This window comes from Pseudarthrobacter sp. NIBRBAC000502771, assembly GCF_006517215.1.
Classification (GTDB): Bacteria; Actinomycetota; Actinomycetes; order Actinomycetales; family Micrococcaceae; genus Arthrobacter; species Arthrobacter niigatensis.
Genome location: NZ_CP041187.1, coordinates 1,566,966 through 1,586,469, shown reverse-complemented (window position 1 = coordinate 1,586,469; position 19,504 = coordinate 1,566,966). Strand labels below are relative to the sequence as shown.

15 protein-coding genes are annotated in these 19,504 nt (G+C 66.9%); 5 read left to right on the top strand and 10 right to left on the bottom strand.

The genetic code is table 11. The annotated features are described in order from the left end of the window. Positions 1-27: 27 nt before the first annotated feature. On the bottom strand, positions 28-1,434 hold the full coding sequence (locus tag NIBR502771_RS07415) for a ferredoxin reductase (RefSeq protein WP_141159174.1): 1,407 nt from the start codon (positions 1,432-1,434) through the stop codon (positions 28-30). Further along, a complete protein-coding gene (locus tag NIBR502771_RS07410; protein ID WP_141159173.1) occupies positions 1,431-2,735 on the bottom strand; it encodes an SRPBCC family protein in 1,305 nt (434 codons plus the stop codon). Before NIBR502771_RS07410 ends, NIBR502771_RS07415 begins: the two co-directional genes overlap by 4 nt. A gap of 371 nt (positions 2,736-3,106) precedes the next feature. On the opposite strand from NIBR502771_RS07410, the gene NIBR502771_RS07405 reads away from it, so the two are divergent. Continuing rightward, positions 3,107-4,675 carry an HNH endonuclease signature motif containing protein gene (locus NIBR502771_RS07405; protein WP_141159172.1) on the top strand — a complete coding sequence of 523 codons (1,569 nt, stop codon included), beginning with the start codon at positions 3,107-3,109 and terminating at the stop codon, positions 4,673-4,675. Between the two features lie 208 nt (positions 4,676-4,883). Here the strand turns inward: NIBR502771_RS07405 and NIBR502771_RS07400 are convergent, their stop codons facing one another. The 3 genes from NIBR502771_RS07400 to NIBR502771_RS07390 all read right to left on the bottom strand — a co-directional run bounded on the left by NIBR502771_RS07400 (position 4,884) and on the right by NIBR502771_RS07390 (position 9,079). Then, entirely contained in the window at positions 4,884-7,238 is a 2,355-nt protein-coding gene (locus NIBR502771_RS07400) for an FdhF/YdeP family oxidoreductase (RefSeq protein WP_141159171.1), read from the bottom strand. Between the two features lie 117 nt (positions 7,239-7,355). After that, positions 7,356-7,976, bottom strand: coding sequence for an MBL fold metallo-hydrolase (locus NIBR502771_RS07395; protein WP_141159170.1), 621 nt, complete (start codon positions 7,974-7,976; stop codon positions 7,356-7,358). Next, a complete protein-coding gene (locus NIBR502771_RS07390; RefSeq protein ID WP_141159169.1) occupies positions 7,973-9,079 on the bottom strand; it encodes an S-(hydroxymethyl)mycothiol dehydrogenase in 1,107 nt (368 codons plus the stop codon). The genes NIBR502771_RS07395 and NIBR502771_RS07390 overlap by 4 nt, the downstream gene beginning before the upstream one ends. A 312-nt stretch (positions 9,080-9,391) precedes the next feature. On the opposite strand from NIBR502771_RS07390, the gene NIBR502771_RS07385 reads away from it, so the two are divergent. The 3 genes from NIBR502771_RS07385 to purM are packed head-to-tail and all read left to right on the top strand — an operon-like array spanning position 9,392 to position 12,578. Further along, positions 9,392-9,706 carry a hypothetical protein gene (locus NIBR502771_RS07385; RefSeq protein WP_141159168.1) on the top strand — a complete coding sequence of 105 codons (315 nt, stop codon included), beginning with the start codon at positions 9,392-9,394 and terminating at the stop codon, positions 9,704-9,706. Between the two features lie 59 nt (positions 9,707-9,765). After that, positions 9,766-11,436, top strand: coding sequence for an amidophosphoribosyltransferase (gene purF / locus NIBR502771_RS07380; protein ID WP_141159167.1), 1,671 nt, complete (start codon positions 9,766-9,768; stop codon positions 11,434-11,436). Further along, the gene (gene purM / locus NIBR502771_RS07375; RefSeq protein WP_141159166.1) at positions 11,433-12,578 is read left to right on the top strand and encodes a phosphoribosylformylglycinamidine cyclo-ligase; all 1,146 of its coding nucleotides are present in this window, start codon (positions 11,433-11,435) and stop codon (positions 12,576-12,578) included. The genes purF and purM overlap by 4 nt, the downstream gene beginning before the upstream one ends. 46 nt (positions 12,579-12,624) lie before the next feature. On the opposite strand, the gene NIBR502771_RS07370 is transcribed toward purM, so the two are convergent. Both NIBR502771_RS07370 and NIBR502771_RS07365 read right to left on the bottom strand, forming a co-directional pair. Further along, positions 12,625-13,401: a VOC family protein gene (locus NIBR502771_RS07370; protein ID WP_141159165.1), complete on the bottom strand. Its 777-nt coding sequence runs from the start codon at positions 13,399-13,401 to the stop codon at positions 12,625-12,627. Positions 13,402-13,566: 165 nt separating this feature from the next. Further along, positions 13,567-13,800 (bottom strand): DUF3073 domain-containing protein, encoded by a 234-nt coding sequence (locus NIBR502771_RS07365; protein WP_141161457.1) that lies wholly within the window; start codon positions 13,798-13,800, stop codon positions 13,567-13,569. A gap of 272 nt (positions 13,801-14,072) precedes the next feature. Here NIBR502771_RS07365 and NIBR502771_RS07360 point away from each other — a divergent pair, with 272 nt between their 5' ends. After that, positions 14,073-14,750: a septum formation family protein gene (locus NIBR502771_RS07360; protein WP_141159164.1), complete on the top strand. Its 678-nt coding sequence runs from the start codon at positions 14,073-14,075 to the stop codon at positions 14,748-14,750. A 41-nt stretch (positions 14,751-14,791) separates the two neighbouring features. Here the strand turns inward: NIBR502771_RS07360 and clpB are convergent, their stop codons facing one another. From clpB to NIBR502771_RS07345, 3 genes are all read right to left on the bottom strand, one after another. Then, entirely contained in the window at positions 14,792-17,434 is a 2,643-nt protein-coding gene (gene clpB / locus NIBR502771_RS07355; protein ID WP_141159163.1) for an ATP-dependent chaperone ClpB, read from the bottom strand. Positions 17,435-17,588: 154 nt separating this feature from the next. Then, the gene (locus NIBR502771_RS07350; RefSeq protein ID WP_141161456.1) at positions 17,589-18,659 is read right to left on the bottom strand and encodes a sulfate/molybdate ABC transporter ATP-binding protein; all 1,071 of its coding nucleotides are present in this window, start codon (positions 18,657-18,659) and stop codon (positions 17,589-17,591) included. Further along, on the bottom strand, positions 18,656-19,501 hold the full coding sequence (locus tag NIBR502771_RS07345; protein WP_141159162.1) for an ABC transporter permease: 846 nt from the start codon (positions 19,499-19,501) through the stop codon (positions 18,656-18,658). Before NIBR502771_RS07345 ends, NIBR502771_RS07350 begins: the two co-directional genes overlap by 4 nt. Positions 19,502-19,504: the final 3 nt, after the last annotated feature.

Here is a 19,504-nt window from a genome sequence, read left to right as displayed (position 1 = left end):
AGGGCTCCCGCCGCTCCAGGGGCGCGGCTAGGCGTCGATCACCATGTCGGTGCGCGCAGTGGAACAGCAGGGAAGGAACTTTCCGGCGTCGATTTCCCGTTTGCGGATGCCGCCCTGGTGGTTCATGTCGATCTCCCCGGACAGCTTGACCACCTTGCAGGAGCCGCACATGCCCTCCTTGCAGTTGGCGCCGATCCGGACACCGGCGCGCTGTGCCACCTCAAGGATGTGCTCCTCGGGGTCGATCCGCACATTGATCCCGGTGCGGAGAAAGGACAGGGTCAGGCTGCCCGTTCCCACGGTGTCGAAGCTTGAAGCGTCGGGTGTCTGCGCCTCCGGGGCCGCAGCCGGAGTGGCGGCCCCGGCAGGGACTTCCGTTGGGGCGGCTTCCAGCGCCAAGCCCGTGGCCTGCAGGGTTCCATCCTCGTCGTAGCCGGGCTCGTAGATCTCGAACGCTGCGGGCTGGCCTTCGAAGTAGTCCTCTGCGGACTCCGCGATCTCATCAGCGATCTCCCCGGCAATGTCCGCAGCCAGGGCGAGCTCGGCCTGGTATTCAAGGAGGGTCTGCCGGTCGCCGGAGAAAAACTCCATGTAGATGGAAGTGTCGTCGACGCCCACGCTCCTGAGCAGTTCGGTGGCGGTGTTCAGGTACCCCTCGGGTCCACAGGCGTAGACCTGCCGGCCGTTGGCGTCCGGGGCCACTTCGTCGATCATGGCTGAGGTCAGCCGTCCGCTGAAGCCTTCCCAGTCCCCGGGCCTGCCACGGTCGCCCAGGGCGTAGAAGACCTTGATGCGCGAGTCCACGGAAGCGATGTAAGCCAACTCCCGGTGGAAGGCAAAGCCGCCGGCTTCCGCGCCGTGGTAGAGCACCACAACGTCGGCAGTTCCCGGCAGGGAGTGGATGGTCCGCAGCATCGACATGATGGGGGTGATGCCGGCGCCGGCGGCCAGGAAGAGGTACCGCGCGCGCCGGTCGGCATCAGGCAGGTGGAATGCCCCAACGGGTCCCAGCATGTCCAGGACGGTGCCGGGCCTGACATTCTGGTGTACCCAGGGTGAAACCAGTCCACCGGCGTCGCGCTTGACGGTGACGCTGAAGGTCCACGGTTCCGTGGGCGAACTGGACAGCGAGTAGCTGCGGTCCACCGGCTCCTGGTCCTCGCCGTTTACGGGGAAGGCAATGTTCACGTACTGGCCCGGACGGAACGCCAGCGGGGCGCCGTCGCAGCGGCGGAACACGAACGTCATCATGCCGCCCGCTTCGGGAACGGTCTCGACGCATTCGGCCATGAACTCCTGCGGATGCCACGGGCCCAGCGCCTTGGCTGCGCTGGCGGGTCCTTCAATGCTGCCCATCACCCGGTTCCACGGCATTTCAAGGCCGCGAATGCGCTGTGGCTCCTGGACAGGCGTCTCAGTGAGGACTTCAATCATGCCAAGTGCTCCTGCACCCGCTGGACGTACCAGTTGATGAAGGCCTCCACCTGGTATTCGCTCTTCATGTACGGGCCGGGCTCGTAGGCGGGGCTTGCAGCACCCTGCTGGCACAGCTCAACGAACGCCTTGTCCTGGATGTTGGTCTGCTTCCAGGTGTAGGTCAGCTTGTCGAGGTCGTAGTCCACGCCTTCCTCGGCGTCGTCGGCCACCAGCCAGGTGGTGCGGACCAGGGACTGGTGTTCGTTGATGGGGAAAACGCCGAAGGTGATGACGTGGTCGCCCAGGAAGTGGAACCAGCTGTTGGGCTGCAGGTGCATCGAGCAGCGGCCCAGGCGGAAGTCCGGCAGGTCGCCGAGGAGCTTCTTGGAGAGCCTGCGGCCGTCTGCGGAGAACGATTCGCCTTCGCCGTCCAGGGATTCGCGTGAAATGCGGATACCGGCGATACGGGTATCGAGTTCCTCAACCACCTCGTAGGGCAGGCCATAGCGGCGGCACCGCTCCTCGAGGGAGGACTGGGCTTCCTTGTTGCGGTCCCATACTTCCTCGAGGTGGGTCGGGATCAGGCCCTCGGTCAGGCCCCACGTGGGGAACAGCGAGCAGGCGAGTTCCGGGTGCCCGTCGCAGTGGTAGCACTCACGGTTGTTCTCCATGACGAGCTTCCAGTTGCCCTCTTCGATGATGTTCTGCTGGTAGGCAATCTTCGTCTTGGACAGGTCGTGCGGCGCAAGGTAAGGCTCGAAGATCTTTGCGGTCTCGTCGAAGTCCGCCGGCGGCTCGTTCGCGATGCAGACGAAGATGAGGCCGGCAACTTCACGGCTGTGGGCACGCTTGAGCGCGAAGCAGCTCTTGTCGAACTTGGCCTCCCCCGGGGCGGAGGCGTGGATCAGGTTGCCCTCGGGCGAGTAGGTCCAGGAGTGGTAGCCGCAGACCAGGTTTCCGGTGGAACCGGCAGCTTCGGTCAGGACACGTGCACCGCGGTGGCGGCAGACGTTGTGCAGGACGTTGACCTCGCCGTCGTCGTTACGCAGCACGATCAGGGAGTAGGGGCCGTAGTCGACCGTGATGTAATCGCCCGGCTCCGGAAGCTCGGCGACGCTGCCGGCAAAGATCCAGTGCTGGCCGAAGATGGCCTCCATGTCGAGCTTGAAGATCGTCGGGTCGGTGTAGAAGGGGGCGTCGAGGGAGTAGCCGGTGCGCCGCAAAGCAAACAACTCGGTAATTTCGGCCAGCTGCTCCGCAGGCAATGTTGAGGCGAGCTTTCCGCGTGCGCTGAGGGGCGCGTTCACTGAGGTAGTCAATGTGTTTCCTCCCGATAGGGCTGGGCATTGGGCGATTTGAGGGTGGTTACGGAGCAGGTGGGGCTACAAGGGGTGTCCAAGACGTTCCGTCAATGAATGTGGGGAGGTTCATCAGCAACAGAAGCGATAACTCCGGAAAAAACTGAAGCGCCTAACGCAACAACGATCACCATATGCAACAGTGTGACTCCTGCCACGCCCACTGTCAATCAATTTCGGATATGACGAAAAAGCACGGTCGGGGCCACGGAGGACCGCTGTTTCTGAACGTAAAGAATCCGTTGCTGGAGCCGTCGTATGGCTGACCGTCCCCTCCCGAGGACAGGCCCGGCGGTCCCATTAATGTCGTACCCCCTTGTCATGATGGGTTTATGGGGAAATCGGCGGTGGTGAGGGCGTTTGGGGAGATCCGGGCTGCCCTTGCTGTGCTGAATGCTGAGGTGGACGGGGCTGGTTTGGAGCCGTTTTCTGCGGCTGATCCGTTGGCTGGTGTGGCGGCTGGGTGCCTGGACATTCTGGCCGGTGCCCGGGAGGTCGAGGCCGGGTTCGCTGGCCTGAAGGCGAGGGCTGCGGTGACGTACGCGGAGAGCGCCGACGTGGTTGCGGGGCCGGATGTGCCGGTGCGTGCGCAGGAGATGGCGGTCGCGGCGGAGATCGGGTGCGTGCTGGCCCTGGGTCCGCGCGCCGCGTCGTCGTTCCTGGCTGCTTCCTATGCGGTGACTGCCTTGTTGCCGCTGACCTTGTCGGCGTTGCAGGCCGGGGTGATCTCCTGGGGCCACGCGGTGGTGATGGCGGACGAGGCGGCGTGCCTGGATGCTGCGGGGGCGGCGGCGTTGGAAGCCCATTTCCTGGACCCGGGCGCCGCGGACCCGGCACGGGGCTGCCCGGTGGGTGCGTTGCCGGCGCACCGGTTCAAGGCCAAGGCCCGGACCTGGCGGGAACGCCACCACGCCGAGAGCATCGAGACACGCCACGCCAAGGGGGTGTCGGAGCGGCGGGTGGAGTTCCGGGCGGACCAGGACGGGATGGCCTGGCTCTCCGCGTATCTTCCCGCGGACCAGGCCCTGGCCGGGTGGAACCGGCTCACCGCGACCGCCCGTAGCCTGCAGGGCCCCGGCGAGGGCAGGACCCTGACCCAGCTCCGGGCCGACACCTTCGCCGATGCGATCCTCACCAACGGCACCGGCGCCAGCGACACCCGTGCAAGCGGCAGCGGCGGTATGACCGAGGGCGCGAGCGGCAGCTCCAGCGACGGCGCGGGTGCTGGCGGCAGCCCCAGCGACGGCGCGGGTGCTGTCCGGGACCGTGTGCCGTCGCCGGTCCGGGCGCAGGTGCTGGTCACGGTTCCGGTGTTCTCGCTGCTCGGCCTGGCCGATGAGCCGGCGGTGCTGGACGGGTATGGGCCGATTCCGCCGTCCATGGCCAGGGAGCTGGTCGCAAACGGGGCGGGGTCGTTTTACCGGGTGTTGGTGGATCCGCGGGACGGGGCCCCGTTGGAGATCTGCCGGACGAGTTACCGGGTGACAGGTCCGATGCGGGCGTGGTTGCGGATGCGGGACGGGAAGTGTCCGTTCCCGGGGTGCAGCAACAACTCCCTGGACAACGATGCCGATCACATCCTCGCCTGGGCCAAGGCCGGCACCACCGGAATCAGCAACCTGGGACAGCCCTGCCCGAAACACCACAAACTCCGACACACCACCGGCTGGAAACCCACCCCCGCCACCAAGAACGAACCACCCGGCTGGACCTCACCCACAGGCCGCCACTACCAAAGCGAACACCAGGACTGGGAACCACCGCGGTGGCCGGACACCCAAGACCGCGTCCGGGTTCCGGAGGAGGGAAGCTCGCATTGCACTGTTCCGGACCTGGTGCAGATCCAGGTATCACCAGCAGAAGATTGGCTGGAGCTGGTCCTGCACGCGCCCTCCGCCTGACACCGCAAGCGCCTGACACGGTGAGTATGTTGCGGCCCGGCAAGCGTCGTCCACCGCTATGGCAAGGACCTGTACCCGGAGGCCGGTCCCGACGGGAACTACCCGGCCCAAAAGCCGAGTGGGGGAACAGCGATGGCGACAGCCGGCACCTGCCGGACTGCCGCCGTCGTCACTGCCCGCACCGGCGCAGCTTACCCACCCGATGGGGCTAAGCGTGCGTTCCGGCCAGCTCCCCTGCAGATTCCTCGGCTGCTGCCGCCCCGCCCTGGTGCGGCTCGAACCGGACGAACATGGCCTTGAAGCCGGGGGTGTTGGATACGCGGGCCACGTTTTCCTTGTGGACCAAGGCGTTGGCTTCGGGGAAGTACGCCGCGGCACAGCCCTTCGCGGTGGGGTACGCCACCAGGCGAAACTTGTCCGCCCGGCGGTCCACGCCCTGGAACGTGCTCACCACATCCACGAGCTCGCGGTCCTGGAATCCCTGCTCGGCGAGGTCCTCGGGGTGGATCAGGATGACGCGGCGTCCGCCGGAGATGCCGCGGTAGCGGTCGTCCAGGCCGTAGAACGTGGTGTTGTACTGGTCGTGGCTGCGGATGGTCTGCAGCACCAGGTGCCCCGTGGGCGGGGTGAGGTACTCCAGCGGGCTCACAGTGAACCGGCCCCTGCCGATGTCCGTGGAGAACGAACGGGTGTCCCGTGGCGGGTTGGGGAGCACGAACCCGTTCTTGGTCCGGACCCTGGCGTTGAAGTCCTCAAAGCCGGGCAGGACGCGGGCGATGTGGTCGCGGATCACATCGTAGTCCTCGGCCATACCGCGCCAGTCCACGGCGTGCTGCGGCCCGAACGTGGCCTCGGCCATTCGCGCCACGATCACGGGCTCGGCGAGCAGGTGATCGGAGACCGGGGTGAGGCGGCCCTGGGTGGAGTGCACCACGGACATGGAGTCCTCCACGGACAGGAACTGCGCGCCCTTGGGATGCTTGTCGTCCTTGTCCGTGCGGCCCAGCGTGGGCAGGATCAGCGATGTCCGGCCATGCACGATGTGCGAGCGGTTGGGCTTGGTGGAGATGTGCACGGTCAGCCCGATCCGCTGCATGCCGGCTTCCAGCGCTTCGGTGTCCGAGCAGGCGAGCGAGAAGTTCCCGCCCATGGACACGAATACGTCCACCTCGTCCCGTTCAAAGGCCTCCATCGACTCCACGGCGTCGTAGCCGTGGTGCCGCGGGGAGGTGATGCCAAACTCGGCGTCCAAGGCCTGCAGGAGCCACTCCTTGGGTTTCTCCCAGATGCCCATGGTCCGGTCGCCCTGGACGTTCGAGTGCCCGCGGACCGGGCAGGCGCCGGCGCCGGGCTTGCCGAAGTTGCCCTGCAGCAGCAGGACGTTGACCATTTCCTTGATGGTGTCCACCGAGTGCGGCTGCTGCGTCACGCCCAGCGCCCAGCAGAAGATCGAGGCCTTGGATGCCACCAGCATCCCCGCCACCTTCTCGATCTGCACGCGGGTCAGGCCGGTGGCCTTCTCGGTCTCGTCCCAGTCCAGGGTGCGGCGGGCGTCGCGGTAGGCGTCGAACCCGTCTGTCTGGTCGGCGATGAAGGAATGGTCGACGACGGTCCCCGGGTTTCGTTCCTCGGCCTCCAGGAGCAGGTGGCCCAGCGCCTGGAACAGCGCCAGGTCCCCGCCCACCTTGATCTGCAGGTACTCATCGGCCAACGGCGTCCCGCCGCCCACCACACCGGAAACGGTCTGGGGGTCCTTGAAGTTGAACAAGCCGGCCTCGGGCAGCGGGTTCACGGCCACCACCTTGCCGCCCTTGTCCTTGCATTCCTTCAACGCGGACAGCATCCGCGGGTGGTTCGTGCCGGGGTTCTGGCCCACGACAAAGATGAGTTCGGCGTCGTGGATATCGTCAAGGGACACGGTGCCCTTGCCGATGCCGATGGTCGGGTTCAGCGCCGATCCGGAAGACTCGTGGCACATGTTGGAGCAGTCCGGCAGGTTGTTGGTGCCCAGTGACCGGGCGAACAACTGGTACAGGAACGCGGTCTCGTTCGCGGTGCGGCCGGAGGTGTAGAACACGCTGCGGTCCGGGGTGGTGGCCCGGAGGTGCTCACCGATCAGCTCGAAGGCGTCAGCCCAGGAGATTGGCGAGTAGTGGGTGTCGCCCTCCCGGATCACCATCGGTTCGCTGAGCCGGCCCTGGTTTCCCAACCAGTACTCGGTCTTCCCTGACAGCTCGGCAATGGAGTGCTTGGCCCAGAACTCCGCGCCTACGGTCCGCACGGTGTTTTCCTCGGCCACAGCCTTGGCACCGTTCTCGCAGAACTCGGCAGCTTTGCGCTTCTTGTCCGACTCGGGCCACGCGCAGCCCGGGCAGTCGAAGCCGCCGCGCTGGTTCAGCCGGAGCAGGGACTGTGCCGTGCGGGTGACGCCGGCCTGTGCCACCGCGCGCTCCAGGGCAACCATGACGGCCTTGACCCCGGCGGCCTCGGTCTTGGGCTTGTGGACTTGGAGCTCGTCCTCATTGATGTCCGCGACGGGGGCAGGCTGCTTGCCGAACTTCATTGTTCCCACTTCCTCGCCGTCACCAGGGATTTCCCGTGCCGGCCTCTATTGTTCATTTGCAGTGGAGGCGCGCCGGAAATCCCGGCGCGCCTCCAGGGCACTCGTTGCTGATGTCCGCTACTGGGAAACTTTCGCCAGCGTTTCCTGTTCGGCGGCGATGGTGGTGTCCTCGCCGTGGCCGGTGCGGACCACAGTCTCCGCCGGCAGCGTCAGCAGCCGTTCGCGGATGGATTTCAGGATGGTGGGGTAGTCGCTGTAGGACCGTCCGGTGGCGCCTGGGCCGCCGTTGAACAGCGTGTCCCCGGTGAACACTGTTCCTTTGTTTTCAAGGTAGAAGCAGGTGGAGCCCGGGGAGTGGCCGGGAGTGTGGATGGCCTTCAGCGTTGCCCCTCCCACCTCGAACAGGTCGCCGTCGGAGTGGTAGCGGTCCGGCTTGGCGTCAGGGTAGACCTGCTCCCACAGCATCAAGTCCTCTTGGTTCAGGAGGATCGGTGCGCCCAGGGCGTCCGCCACCTCCCGGGCGGCACCGATGTGGTCGTTGTGCGCGTGCGTGAGCAGGATGGCCTTGACCTTCCGGCTGCGTACCTGGGCGATGATCGCGGCGGCGTCGTGCGGCGCGTCGATGATGACGCATTCCTCGTCATTGCCCACGATCCAGACGTTGTTGTCCACATCCCAGGTGCCGCCGTCGAGCGAAAATGTGCCCGAGGTGACCAGGTTCTCGATAGTGACGCTCATGCCGGCGCCCCCGCCGGCTGGATCTCTACAACTGAGCGCAGGACTTTGCCCTCGTGCATTTTGCCGAAGGCCTCCTCCACCTGGTCGATGGCGATGCGCTCGGACACGAACGCGTCCAGGTCCAGGTTGCCCTGCTTGTAATGGGACACCAGCATGGGGAAGTCGCGGGAGGGCAGGCAGTCGCCGTACCAGGAGGACTTCAGCGAGCCGCCGCGGCCAAAGACATCCAGCAGCGGCAGTTCCAGCGTCATCTCCGGCGTCGGGACGCCCACCAGGACCACGCGGCCGGCAAGGTCGCGGGCGTAGAAGGCCTGCTTGTACGTTTCGGGTCGGCCGACGGCGTCAATCACCACGTCAGCGCCGTTGCCTCCGGTGAGGGCGCGGATGGCCTCCACCGCGTCCTCCTGCTTGGAGTTCACGCCATGGGTGGCACCGAGGGACCTGGCCATGCCGATCTTGTTGTCGTCGATGTCAACGGCGATGATCGTCGTCGCGCCCGCGAGCCTCGCGCCGGCGATCGCGGCGATGCCCACGCCGCCGCAGCCGATGACGGCCACGGACTCGCCGCGCTTTACCTCGCCGGTGTTGATCGCGGCGCCGATGCCGGCCATGATGCCGCAGCCCAGCAACCCCACTGCGGCCGCGTCGACCTCCGGGTCCACCTTGGTGCACTGCCCGGCAGCCACCAGGGTCTTCTCGGCGAAGGCGCCGATGCCCAGGGCGGGAGAGAGGACCGTGCCGTCCTCAAGGGTCATCTTCTGGGTGGCGTTGTGGGTGTTGAAGCAGTACTGCGGCTGACCCTTGGCGCAGGCCCGGCATTCGCCGCAGACGGCGCGCCAGTTCAGGATGACGCGGTCCCCGGGGGCCACAGATGTCACGTCCGGGCCCACAGCGCTGACTACACCGGTGGCCTCGTGGCCCAGCAGGTACGGGAAGTCGTCGCCGATTCCGCCCTGCTTGTAGTGCAGGTCCGTGTGGCAGACCCCGCAGGTGATGATGTCCACCAGGGCCTCCCCCGGGCCCGGATCCGGCACCAGGATGGTCTCCAACGACACCGGGGCGTCCTTCTCCCGGACGACGACAGCTTGAACTTTATGGACCATGGTTCTTGTGTTCCTTTCCTGGATCCGGCCGGATCCGGTGAGTCGGCACCAAGTGCCAATCTAGCTGACATGCCACGTCGGGAGACCACGTCATGCCACCACGGCGACCTTTCCCAATTGCGTAATACACAACAGAATGCACATAGCGCCTAGGGGAAAATATGACAGTGGCCACACTCCATGTCAATAGATATATCAGTTGCAGCCCCCGTGGCTACCAGGCTCGGTTCTGCGTCCGTCCCGCTGATCCGCCGCCCGGCCGCAGTTACCTGCGTTATACGCACCCTCTGGTCCAGCATTAGGCTGGATGGCATGGCTTTTGAACAAACCCCTGCCGAACGGCGTGAGGTGACCGTGCGCCGCGCGCCGAAGTATGTCCCCTTTTTGATTGCGGGGGCACTGGCAGGCATTGTTGTCGCCGCTGTAGTGGCATACGCGGCGCCCGGCGACTCGACGTTCGATCCCGGTGCCGTGTTCGGCTTCTTCCTGATCATGTTCGCAGCCGTCGGCGCAATCCTTGGCGCAGCCCTGGCGCTTGTCCTGGACCGCCGGAGCGTGAGGCGGCAGGAACGTGCCGTCGTGGAGGCCGTTCCGGATTCGGAAACTGATACCGGTCCCCAGGACTAACCGGGGTCACAATTAGGCGCAGGGGAAAGTCATACCCCACAACGTGCGATAATCGATCAGTGGCACGCGGCGATGGCAAACTTTCCCATGATCTTCTTCCCGGCGAAAAAGGACCCCAGGATGCCTGTGGCGTCTTCGGTGTTTGGGCACCCGGTGAAGAAGTAGCAAAACTTACCTACTACGGGCTGTATGCACTGCAGCACCGCGGTCAGGAGTCGGCTGGCATAGCCACCAGCGACGGCAAGCGGATCAACGTCTATAAGGACATGGGCCTCGTATCCCAGGTCTTCGATGAGACCACGCTGAACACCCTGACCGGGCATCTGGCCGTGGGCCATTGCCGCTACTCCACCACCGGCGCGAGCCACTGGGCCAACGCGCAGCCCACCCTGGGCGCGACCTCTACGGGTACCGTGGCCCTGGCGCACAACGGCAACCTGACGAACACCGCCGAACTCAACGCCATGATCACGGAGCACAACGGCGGGCAGCTTACCGGCGAGATGAAACAGGGCAACACCTCGGACACCGCGCTGGTCACCGCCCTGCTGGAAGGCGAGCCGGGCAAGAGCCTCGAAGAGACCGCCACCGAGCTCCTGCCCAAGATCAAGGGCGGCTTCTGTTTCGTCTTCATGGACGAGGGAACCCTCTACGCAGCCCGCGACACCTTCGGCATCCGCCCGCTGGTCCTGGGCCGCCTGGAACGCGGCTGGGTTGTCGCCTCCGAACAGTCAGCCCTGGCCACCGTGGGTGCCAGCTTCATCCGCGAGATCGAGCCCGGCGAGTTCATCGCCATTGACGAAGAAGGCGTGCGGTCCAAGAAGTTCGCAGAGCCGACGCCGGCCGGTTGCGTTTTCGAATACGTCTACCTCGCCCGTCCGGACGCCGCTATCGCCGGCCGTTCCGTGTATGAGTCCCGCGTGGAGATGGGCCGCCAGCTGGCCCGGGAGAACACCCACGAGGCCGACATCGTCATCCCGGTGCCGGAATCGGGCACTCCGGCAGCCGTGGGCTATGCCGAGGAATCCGGTATTCCGTTCGCACACGGCTTCGTCAAGAACTCCTACGTGGGCCGCACCTTCATCCAGCCCTCGCAGACCCTCCGCCAGCTGGGCATCCGGCTCAAGTTGAACGCCCTTGAGTCCGTGATCCGCGGCAAGCGCGTCGTGGTGGTGGACGATTCCATCGTCCGCGGCAACACCCAGCGGGCCATTGTCCGGATGCTGCGGGAAGCCGGCGCCGCCGCCGTGCACGTCAAGATCTCCTCCCCGCCCGTGCAGTGGCCCTGCTTCTACGGCATCGACTTCGCGTCCCGCGCCGAGCTGATCGCCAACGGCGCCACCATCGAAGAGATTTCGCAGGCCATCGGCGCGGACTCGCTGGCCTACATCTCCGAGGACGGCATGATCGGCGCCACCCGGCAGCCGCGCGAACGCCTCTGCACCGCCTGCTTCACCGGCAAGTACCCCATCAAGCTGCCCGACGCGGACAAGCTGGGCAAGAACCTGCTGGAGCGTACCGACCTGGGCGGCATCAAGCCCTCCCCCGCGGCCCTTCCTGGCGAAACGGCCGCCCTGGCCGTTGACGCCACCGAGGATCCGGCGGAAAAGGCCGGCGCCACGGGCTGCGATCCCGGCCCGGACTCCGAATTCGAGAACCTGCTGACCGAAGCCGACCTCGTGCCCGACGTACACGCCGCCACCAGCGCCGACAAGAAGGACTCCGTATGACCTCCGCCAGCCCTGCCGCAGACAACGCCGGCATCACCTATGCGTCCGCGGGCGTGGACGTGGAAGCCGGGGACCGCGCCGTCGAGCTCATGAAGGATGCCGTGAAGGCAACCCACAACTCCTCGGTGATCGGCGGGGTAGGCGGCTTCGCCGGGCTTTACGACGTCTCCCGGCTGCTGACCTTCAAGAAGCCGCTGCTGGCCACTTCCACGGACGGCGTAGGCACCAAGGTAGCCATCGCCCAGGCCATGGACATCCACGACACCATCGGGTTCGACCTGGTGGGCATGGTGGTGGACGACATCGTGGTGGTCGGAGCTGAGCCGCTGTACATGACCGACTACATCGCCTGCGGCAAGGTGGTCCCCGAACGCATCGCGGGCATTGTCCGCGGCATCGCGGCCGCCTGCTCCGTGGCCGGCACCGCCCTGGTGGGCGGCGAGACTGCCGAGCACCCGGGCCTGCTGGGCGAACACGAATACGACGTTGCCGGCGCAGCCACCGGCGTGGTGGAAGCCGACGCCCTGCTGGGCCCGGACCGCGTGCGCGCCGGCGACGTGGTGATCGGCATGGCCTCATCCGGCCTGCACTCCAACGGCTACTCCCTGGTCCGCCGCGTCATCAACCACGCCGGCTGGGCGCTGGACCGCCAGGTGTCCGAACTGGGCCGCACCCTGGGCGAGGAACTCCTGGAACCCACCCGCGTCTACGCGGCCGACTGCCTGGACCTCGCCCGGACCTTCCCGGTCAGCGCCGGCGCAGCCGTCCACGGTTTCAGCCACGTCACCGGCGGCGGCCTTGCCGCCAACCTGGCCCGCGTCCTTCCCCAGGGCCTGGTGGCCACGGTGGACCGTGCCACGTGGGAGCTGCCGGCCATCTTCAAGCTGGTGTCCGAGCTGGGCAACGTTCCGCTGGCCGACCTGGAACGCACCCTGAACCTCGGCGTGGGCATGGTGGCCATCGTGTCCCCGGAAGCCGCGGATGCCGCCGTCGCACGCCTGAACGAACGCGGCCTGCCGTCCTGGATCATGGGCACCGTCACCGGGGATTCAGACGCCATTTCCAAGTCCGGACCTGACTACGTCCAGGGCGCCAAGGGCGTGGACGGCGGCGCTGTCCGCCTGGTCAACGCCTACGCCTAAAGCCTTCGTCGAGTGCTCCCCGCCACCGGTGGGGAGCACTCGATGTCTAAGCGGTGGTTTGGATCAGGTTGAGGACGCCGCCCTGCGGGTCCTGGATGGTGGCCAGTGACCCGTCGCCGGGACGCTCGTCCGGCTCCACCATGACCTGGCCCCCTGCTGCCTGGGCGGCCGCAGCTGCTGCGGCAACATCTGCCACGCCGTAGTAGACCTGCCAGTCCGCCTGATCGCCCTCATCGGCAGGAACGACGCCTGCTACCTCATTGCCGCCGATGAGCAGCGTACTGTAGCTGCCGCCGTCGTCCTGGGGGTATTCGGTGACGTCATGCCCGAAAAGCTGCTGGAAGAAGCCGACGGCGGCCTGGGGCTCGGGTGTGAAAAGTTCCGCCCAGGCCAGCGCGCCCGGCTCGTTGAAGAGTTGGCTGCCGTAGTGAGTTCCTGCCTGCCAGATACCTGTGGTTCCGCCACCTGGAGGGGCAAGGAAGCCCAGTACACCGGTATCACCCACCTGCTCCGGCCCAAACTGGGCCGTCCCTCCTGCGTGTCCGGCCTCCTCCAGCACTTCCGCAGCGTCCGCGGCGGCAAAGTAGACGTTCCACTTCGCGGAGGTGTCGGCCTGCAGCTGCAGCGGGCTCTGCGGCGCAATGGTGGCCACCAGCTGCCCGCCGACAAAGGCCTGCGCATAGCTGCGGCCGTCCGGGGTGGGAAAATCCTGGTAGGTCCAGCCGAAGAGGCGGTTATAGAAGGCCTTGGCGGCCGCAACATCGGGCGTCTGCAGGTCTGCCCAGCAGGGCTCGCCAGTGGCATAGGTGGTTCGAACACTCATCCGGTCAGGTTACCAAGCCGGGATTCGGAGAAACACGGAAAGCCCGCTGCCGCACCGGTACTCCGGTGCGGAAACGGGCTCCATGATGTATGCGGTGACCCGAAACCGGGTTACAAGAAGGAGATCACAGCAGCCGGGCGCGGGGCCACGGCAGGCTTGCGACAACTAGCCGATGCGACGGCTGTCAACCTCGTCGTCATCGTCATCCAAATCATCCGCGTACTTGTCCACATAAGCCGAATAGTCCGGCTCAACCGGCTCACTCGAGTAATGGCTCGTCGAACGACTGCCCGGACCCGTCAGCTCCCGCTGAAGTGCCGAATAGTCAGTGTTCGGGGAGTAGTACTTAATGTCCCGAGCCTGCTTGGTAGCTTTTGCCTTTTGACGGCCGCGCCCCATGGCGTGACCCCCTTTTGTACTTGGACCGGAGGTGGTCACCTTGGCGATCGGTGAGGCCCCGGAATGTTTGGTCAATTTGTCGTACACCTAGATTACATGCTTTCGGCGCCCCCTGCTTGCCGCCAATCGGCCCGTGCAGTGGCGTGGGGTACCATGACGCACCTCCACCCGCAGGATTCCGGGATTTTTCTTCGGTAGAGTCACTAAAGAAGTGCCGATTTTGTGTGGCCTTTGGCGAGCCGCGGAACCACAACCCAGGAGGATGCGCACCCGTGAACCAGGACGTCCCGCCGAAGCCGGCCCTCCCGCCTCGAACCGGAAACCTGCCCCTGGTGCCGGGGCGGGACGCCGGTCCAGCGCCCGCCCCGGAGTCGGTCACCTGGTCCCAGCCGCGCCGGGAGCCGGGACCGGACCAGCGCGTCAACAGGAGGCCTGCCTTCTGGAAGGCATTCCTCGTCACGGTCATCATCGCGGTCGCCGGTTCGTTGGTGTGGCTCGCCTTGTGGCTGAACTCGTCGCCCGGGACGGACTCGGCGACAAGTTCCGGCCGCGGCGTGCTGCAGACCGCCGTGACCCCGCCGGCCACCCCGCAGCCCCTGCCCCGCGATGGGGTTGCACCGGCAGACTATGCGGTGGGCGACTGCTTCAAGGACTTCGACCCGCAGGCCCTGGCGTCCACTTTGGTGCCATGCGACACGGGCCATTCAGCACAGCTCGTCGCCACCCTCCACTACCCGGAGAGCGCCAAGTATCCGGGAGCGGACCCGCTCAAGGCCAAGGCGCTGGAAGTCTGCCAGGCAGCGAAGCTCGGCCCGGCGGCCAAGCAGTTCCAGCTCAACTACCAGCGCAGCTATCCCAGCAACACCAGCTGGGAATCCGGGGACCGCAGGGTGGATTGCTACGTCACGGCCGACGCCGGCAACGTGATTAACGCGAGCGTGCTGCCCTGACAGTCACCAGGGCAGCACCGCCTGCATCACGGCCGCTGCGGTTAGTCCTTCCGGCGTACTGAGAGGCCGGAGCTCGGGACACCCGTCAGCGCGTCCACGTTACCCTCGGTGAGTTCCCCAAGGTCCGCGGCGGTGTCAACCACTACGGTGTCGCCGTCGCTGATCTCCCCGGCGAGGATGGCCTTGGCCAGCCGGTCGCCGATCTCGCGCTGCACCAGGCGGCGCAGCGGGCGGGCACCATAGGCGGGGTCGAAGCCGGACAGCGCGAGCCACGCCTTGGCCCCGTCGGTGACCTCCAGCGTGAGGCGGCGGTCATGGAGGCGCCGGCCCAGCTCGTCCACGTGCAGCTCCACGATGCGGCCCAGTTCCTCGACATTGAGGGCGTCGAAGAGGACCACTTCATCGAGCCGGTTTAGGAACTCCGGCTTGAAGGAAGCGTTGACGGTGGCCATCACGGCGTTCCGTTTTGCCTCCGCGTCCAGGGTCTGGTCCACCAGGAACTGGCTGCCCAGGTTGGATGTCAGCACCAGGATGACGTTGCGGAAGTCCACGGTGCGGCCTTGGCCGTCGGTCAGGCGGCCGTCGTCGAGCACCTGCAGGAGGATGTCGAACACCTCCGGGTGCGCCTTCTCCACTTCGTCCAGCAGCACCACGGAGTAGGGGCGGCGGCGCACGGCCTCGGTCAGCTGCCCGCCTTCCTCGTAGCCCACATATCCCGGAGGCGCCCCGACCAGCCGGGCGACGCTGTGCTTCTCGCCGTACTCGGACATGTCGATCCGCACCATGGCGCGTTCGTCGTCGAACAGGAAATCCGCCAGCGCCTTGGCCAGTTCGGTCTTGCCCACGCCGGTGGGTCCCAGGAACAGGAAGGAACCGGTGGGCCGGTTGGGGTCGCTGATGCCGGCCCGCGCGCGGCGGACGGCGTCGGACACGGCCGTCACGGCCTTGGCCTGGCCGATCAGGCGGCGTCCCAGCTCCTCTTCCATGTGGAGCAGCTTCTGGCTTTCGCCCTGCAGCATGCGGCCCGCCGGGATGCCCGTCCACGCAGAGATGACCTCGGCGATATCCTCGGCGGTCACTTCCTCGGCAACCATCTGCGTGGACTTGTCCGTCACGGCGGCCTCTGCCTCGGCAGCGGCGTTCACCTCGCGCTCGAGGGCCGGGATCTCCCCGTAGAGGATCCGGGAGGCAGTTTCGAGGTCGCCTTCGCGGGCAGCCTTGTCGTACGCGGAGCGCAGTTCGTCCAGCTTTGCCTTCAGGTCACCCACGCGGTTGAGGCCGGCCTTCTCCGCTTCCCACCGGGCATTCAGGGCGGAGAGCTCCTCCTCCTTGTCCGCCTTGTCGGCGCGGAGTGCGGCGAGGCGCTCCACGGACGCGGGATCCGATTCGCCGGTCAGGGCCAGCTCCTCCATGGTGAGCCGGTCCACCTGCCGCCGCAGCTGGTCGATTTCCTCCGGAGCGGAGTCGATCTCCATGCGGAGGCGCGAGGCTGCCTCGTCCACAAGGTCGATGGCCTTGTCCGGCAGCTGGCGGCCCGTGATGTAGCGGTTGGACAGCGTGGCGGCGGCCACCAGGGCAGAGTCTGCGATGGCGACCTTGTGGTGCGCCTCGTAGCGCTCCTTGAGGCCGCGGAGGATGCCGATGGTGTCCTCCACGCTGGGCTCGCCCACGTACACCTGCTGGAAGCGGCGTTCCAGGGCTGCGTCCTTCTCGATGTTCTCGCGGTACTCATCCAGGGTGGTGGCACCGATCAGGCGCAGCTCGCCGCGCGCCAGCATGGGCTTGAGCATGTTGCCGGCGTCCATGGAGGAATCTCCGGTGGCGCCTGCACCCACCACCGTGTGGATCTCGTCGATGAACGTGACAACCTGGCCCTCGGAGCCCTTGATCTCCTCGAGGACAGCCTTGAGGCGCTCTTCGAACTCGCCGCGGTATTTGGCGCCGGCCACCATGGAGCCAAGGTCCAGGGAGATCAGCGTCTTGCCGCGCAGGCTTTCCGGGACGTCGCCCGCCACCATGCGCTGGGCCAGGCCCTCGACGACGGCCGTCTTGCCCACACCGGGTTCGCCGATCAGCACCGGGTTGTTCTTGGTGCGCCGTGAGAGCACCTGGACAACACGGCGGATTTCCGAGTCCCGTCCGATCACCGGATCCAGCTTGCCGGCGCGGGCCATCGCGGTGAGGTCCGTGCCGTACTTCTCCAGGGCCTGGAAGGTGTTTTCGGGGTCCGGGCTGTCCACTTTCCGGTCGCCGCGGACTCCGGGCAGCGCAGCGAGCAGGGCTTCCCGGGACGCTCCGGCTTCGCGGAGGAGCCGGGCAGCAGCGTCGTTGCCGGCGGAGAGGCCCACCAGCAGCACCTCGGTGGAAACGAAGGAATCACCCAGCCGGTCCGCCTCCTCCTTGGCGTGCTGGATGGCCTGCAGGGCAGGCCTGGACAGCTGCGCCTGCTGGCTGGAGCCGCCGGAGGTGGCGGGCAGGGCCTTGATCGCGCTGCTGGCCTGCACGCTGACAACGTCCGGGTCCGTGCCGGTGGCGCGGAGGAGCGCAACGGCCACGCCTTCCCGCTGGTCCATCAGCGCTTTGAGGAGGTGGGCCGGTTCCACCTGAGGGTTGCCGGCCGTGGAGGCGTTCATTGCCGCCGCGGAAAGAGCCTCCTGGCTCTTGGTGGTGAATTTGACGTCCAAAGAGAGCTCCTTTCGGGGGCTGGTTGACTAAGTTGAGTGTACTACGCTCAACTTTGCGCGGCGACGTTCCTTAGCCATGTTTGCCCACGGCGAAACGGCTGTCCAGAGCCGGAGGTCCCTTCCCCGGGAATCCCCTGGTTGCCCCTTCCGGTCGCTAAGTCCCGTAGACGGAGACGGCGGCGGCCTTGACCACGAAGTGCACCGTCATGCCCGGCGCAAGGCCCAGGTCCGCGGAAGCGGAAGGCGTGATGTCGGCGGCCAGGCCGCCGGCCCTCACCCGGATCTGGTCACCGTGGGGTTCGAGGTCGGTAATGGTGACCGCGAACGAGTTCCGCGGGCTTCCGTGGGCGTCGTCGAGGAACACTGACACAGCCGACGGCGGGAAGACGGCAACGCCCGGACCGCCTGCTTCCGGGAAGCCGGCTTCGGGGAAGGCCGGTTCCGGGTGGTGCCCCGCGATCCTCATGCCACGGGAGGTATGCACCCCAGCGCCGTCCAACGTGCCAGGGATGAAGTTCAGTCCAGCCAGTCCGGCGGCAAAGGAGCTGCGGGGACGTTCCAGGACCGTCCGCGTGGGCCCTTCCTCCGCAACCTTCCCGTTTTCCAGGATGACCACACGGTCAGCGAGCACCAGTGCATCCAGGACGTCGTGCGTGACGATGATGGCCTGCCGCCCCGCGAGGACCCGCTTGAAGAGGCGGCGCAGCAGCGGAGCAGAGTGGATGTCCAGGGCGGCCAGCGGTTCATCGAGCAGCAGGAGTGCGGGATCGGCGGCGAGCGCGCGGGCCACCGCCACGCGTTGGGCCTGGCCGCCGGACAATTGTGCGGGACGGCGTCCGGCGAGGTGTTCCGCTTCCACATCAGCCAGCCAGCGCATGGCCTGCTGCTTCGCGTCCCGCTTCGGGACACCGCCGCTGCGGGGCCCGAAGGATACGTTGTCCACCGCGCTGAGATGGGGAAACAGCAGGGGTTCCTGGGCAAGCAGGGCCGTGCCGCGGTGATGGGGAGGCAGCCAGGTCCGGTTGGCGCCGTCGAGGTCGAAGAGGGTCCTGCCGTTGAGTTCCGCCCGGCCGCTGTCCGGCCGCAGCAGGCCCGCGATGCTGGCCAGCAGGGTGGATTTGCCGGCGCCGTTGGGTCCCATCACGGCCAGCGTTTCGCCCGGCCGGACGGCGAGGTCCACGTCGAAGCCCCGCCCGGCCACGGCTGCCTGGAAGGACAGCGTCACGGGACTTCCCCGCGAACGGGTGCGGGCGTCGTCGTCCGTTTGGCAGTCCATGGGCGGCTCTTTGCCGGCTGCCGGTACGCGAGCGCCACGACGGCGACGGCGACTGCCACCAGGACCAGGGACAGCGCGACGGCGGCAGCGGGGTCCGTTTCCCGTTGCAGGTAGATCTCCAGGGGCAGGGTCCGGGTCACCCCCTGGAGGCTGCCGGCGAAGGTGAGCGTGGCGCCGAACTCGCCCAGGCTGCGCGCGAAGGAGAGGACGGCGCCGGACGCGAGGCCGGGCAGGACCAGCGGCAGCGTGACCCGCCGGAAGACCGTTCCCGGCCGGGCTCCCAGCGTGGCGGCCACTGCTTCGTAGCGGGAGCCCGACGTCCGCAGGGCCCCCTCAAGGCTGACTACCAGGAAGGGCAGCGCCACGAACGTCTGCGCCAGGACCACCGCCGTGGTGGAGAAGGCGATGCGCAGCCCAAGCACCTCCAGGGCCTGCCCCAGCAGCCCTTGGCGGCCGAACGTGTACAGCAGGGCGATTCCGCCCACCACCGGCGGAAGCACCAGCGGCAGGAGCACCAGCGAGCGCAGGAGCCCCTGCAGCCGGAAGGAATCGCGGGCGAGGACCAGTGCCAGCGGAACCCCCAGCACGACGCACAGCACGGTGCTCGCCGCGGACGTTCGAAGGCTCAGCCCCAGCGCAGTCAGTGATGGGCCCGACGTCACCAACGGAATGAACTGGGCCCAGTCGACGCGCAGCACCATGGCCAGCAGGGGCAGGACGACGACGACGGCCGCCAGGACGGCCAGCACCCGGACCCAGGCGGGGATGCCGGAGTACGCGTGCCTGTCCACCTG

Coding starts and splice junctions, on each gene's coding strand:
- NIBR502771_RS07415 (WP_141159174.1), bottom strand. CDS start 1,434: ATGATTGAAGTCCTCACTGAGACGCCTGTCCAGGAGCCACAGCGCATT.
- NIBR502771_RS07405 (WP_141159172.1), top strand. CDS start 3,107: ATGGGGAAATCGGCGGTGGTGAGGGCGTTTGGGGAGATCCGGGCTGCC.
- NIBR502771_RS07400 (WP_141159171.1), bottom strand. CDS start 7,238: ATGAAGTTCGGCAAGCAGCCTGCCCCCGTCGCGGACATCAATGAGGAC.
- NIBR502771_RS07395 (WP_141159170.1), bottom strand. CDS start 7,976: ATGAGCGTCACTATCGAGAACCTGGTCACCTCGGGCACATTTTCGCTC.
- NIBR502771_RS07390 (WP_141159169.1), bottom strand. CDS start 9,079: ATGGTCCATAAAGTTCAAGCTGTCGTCGTCCGGGAGAAGGACGCCCCG.
- NIBR502771_RS07385 (WP_141159168.1), top strand. CDS start 9,392: ATGGCTTTTGAACAAACCCCTGCCGAACGGCGTGAGGTGACCGTGCGC.
- purM (WP_141159166.1), top strand. CDS start 11,433: ATGACCTCCGCCAGCCCTGCCGCAGACAACGCCGGCATCACCTATGCG.
- NIBR502771_RS07370 (WP_141159165.1), bottom strand. CDS start 13,401: ATGAGTGTTCGAACCACCTATGCCACTGGCGAGCCCTGCTGGGCAGAC.
- NIBR502771_RS07365 (WP_141161457.1), bottom strand. CDS start 13,800: ATGGGGCGCGGCCGTCAAAAGGCAAAAGCTACCAAGCAGGCTCGGGAC.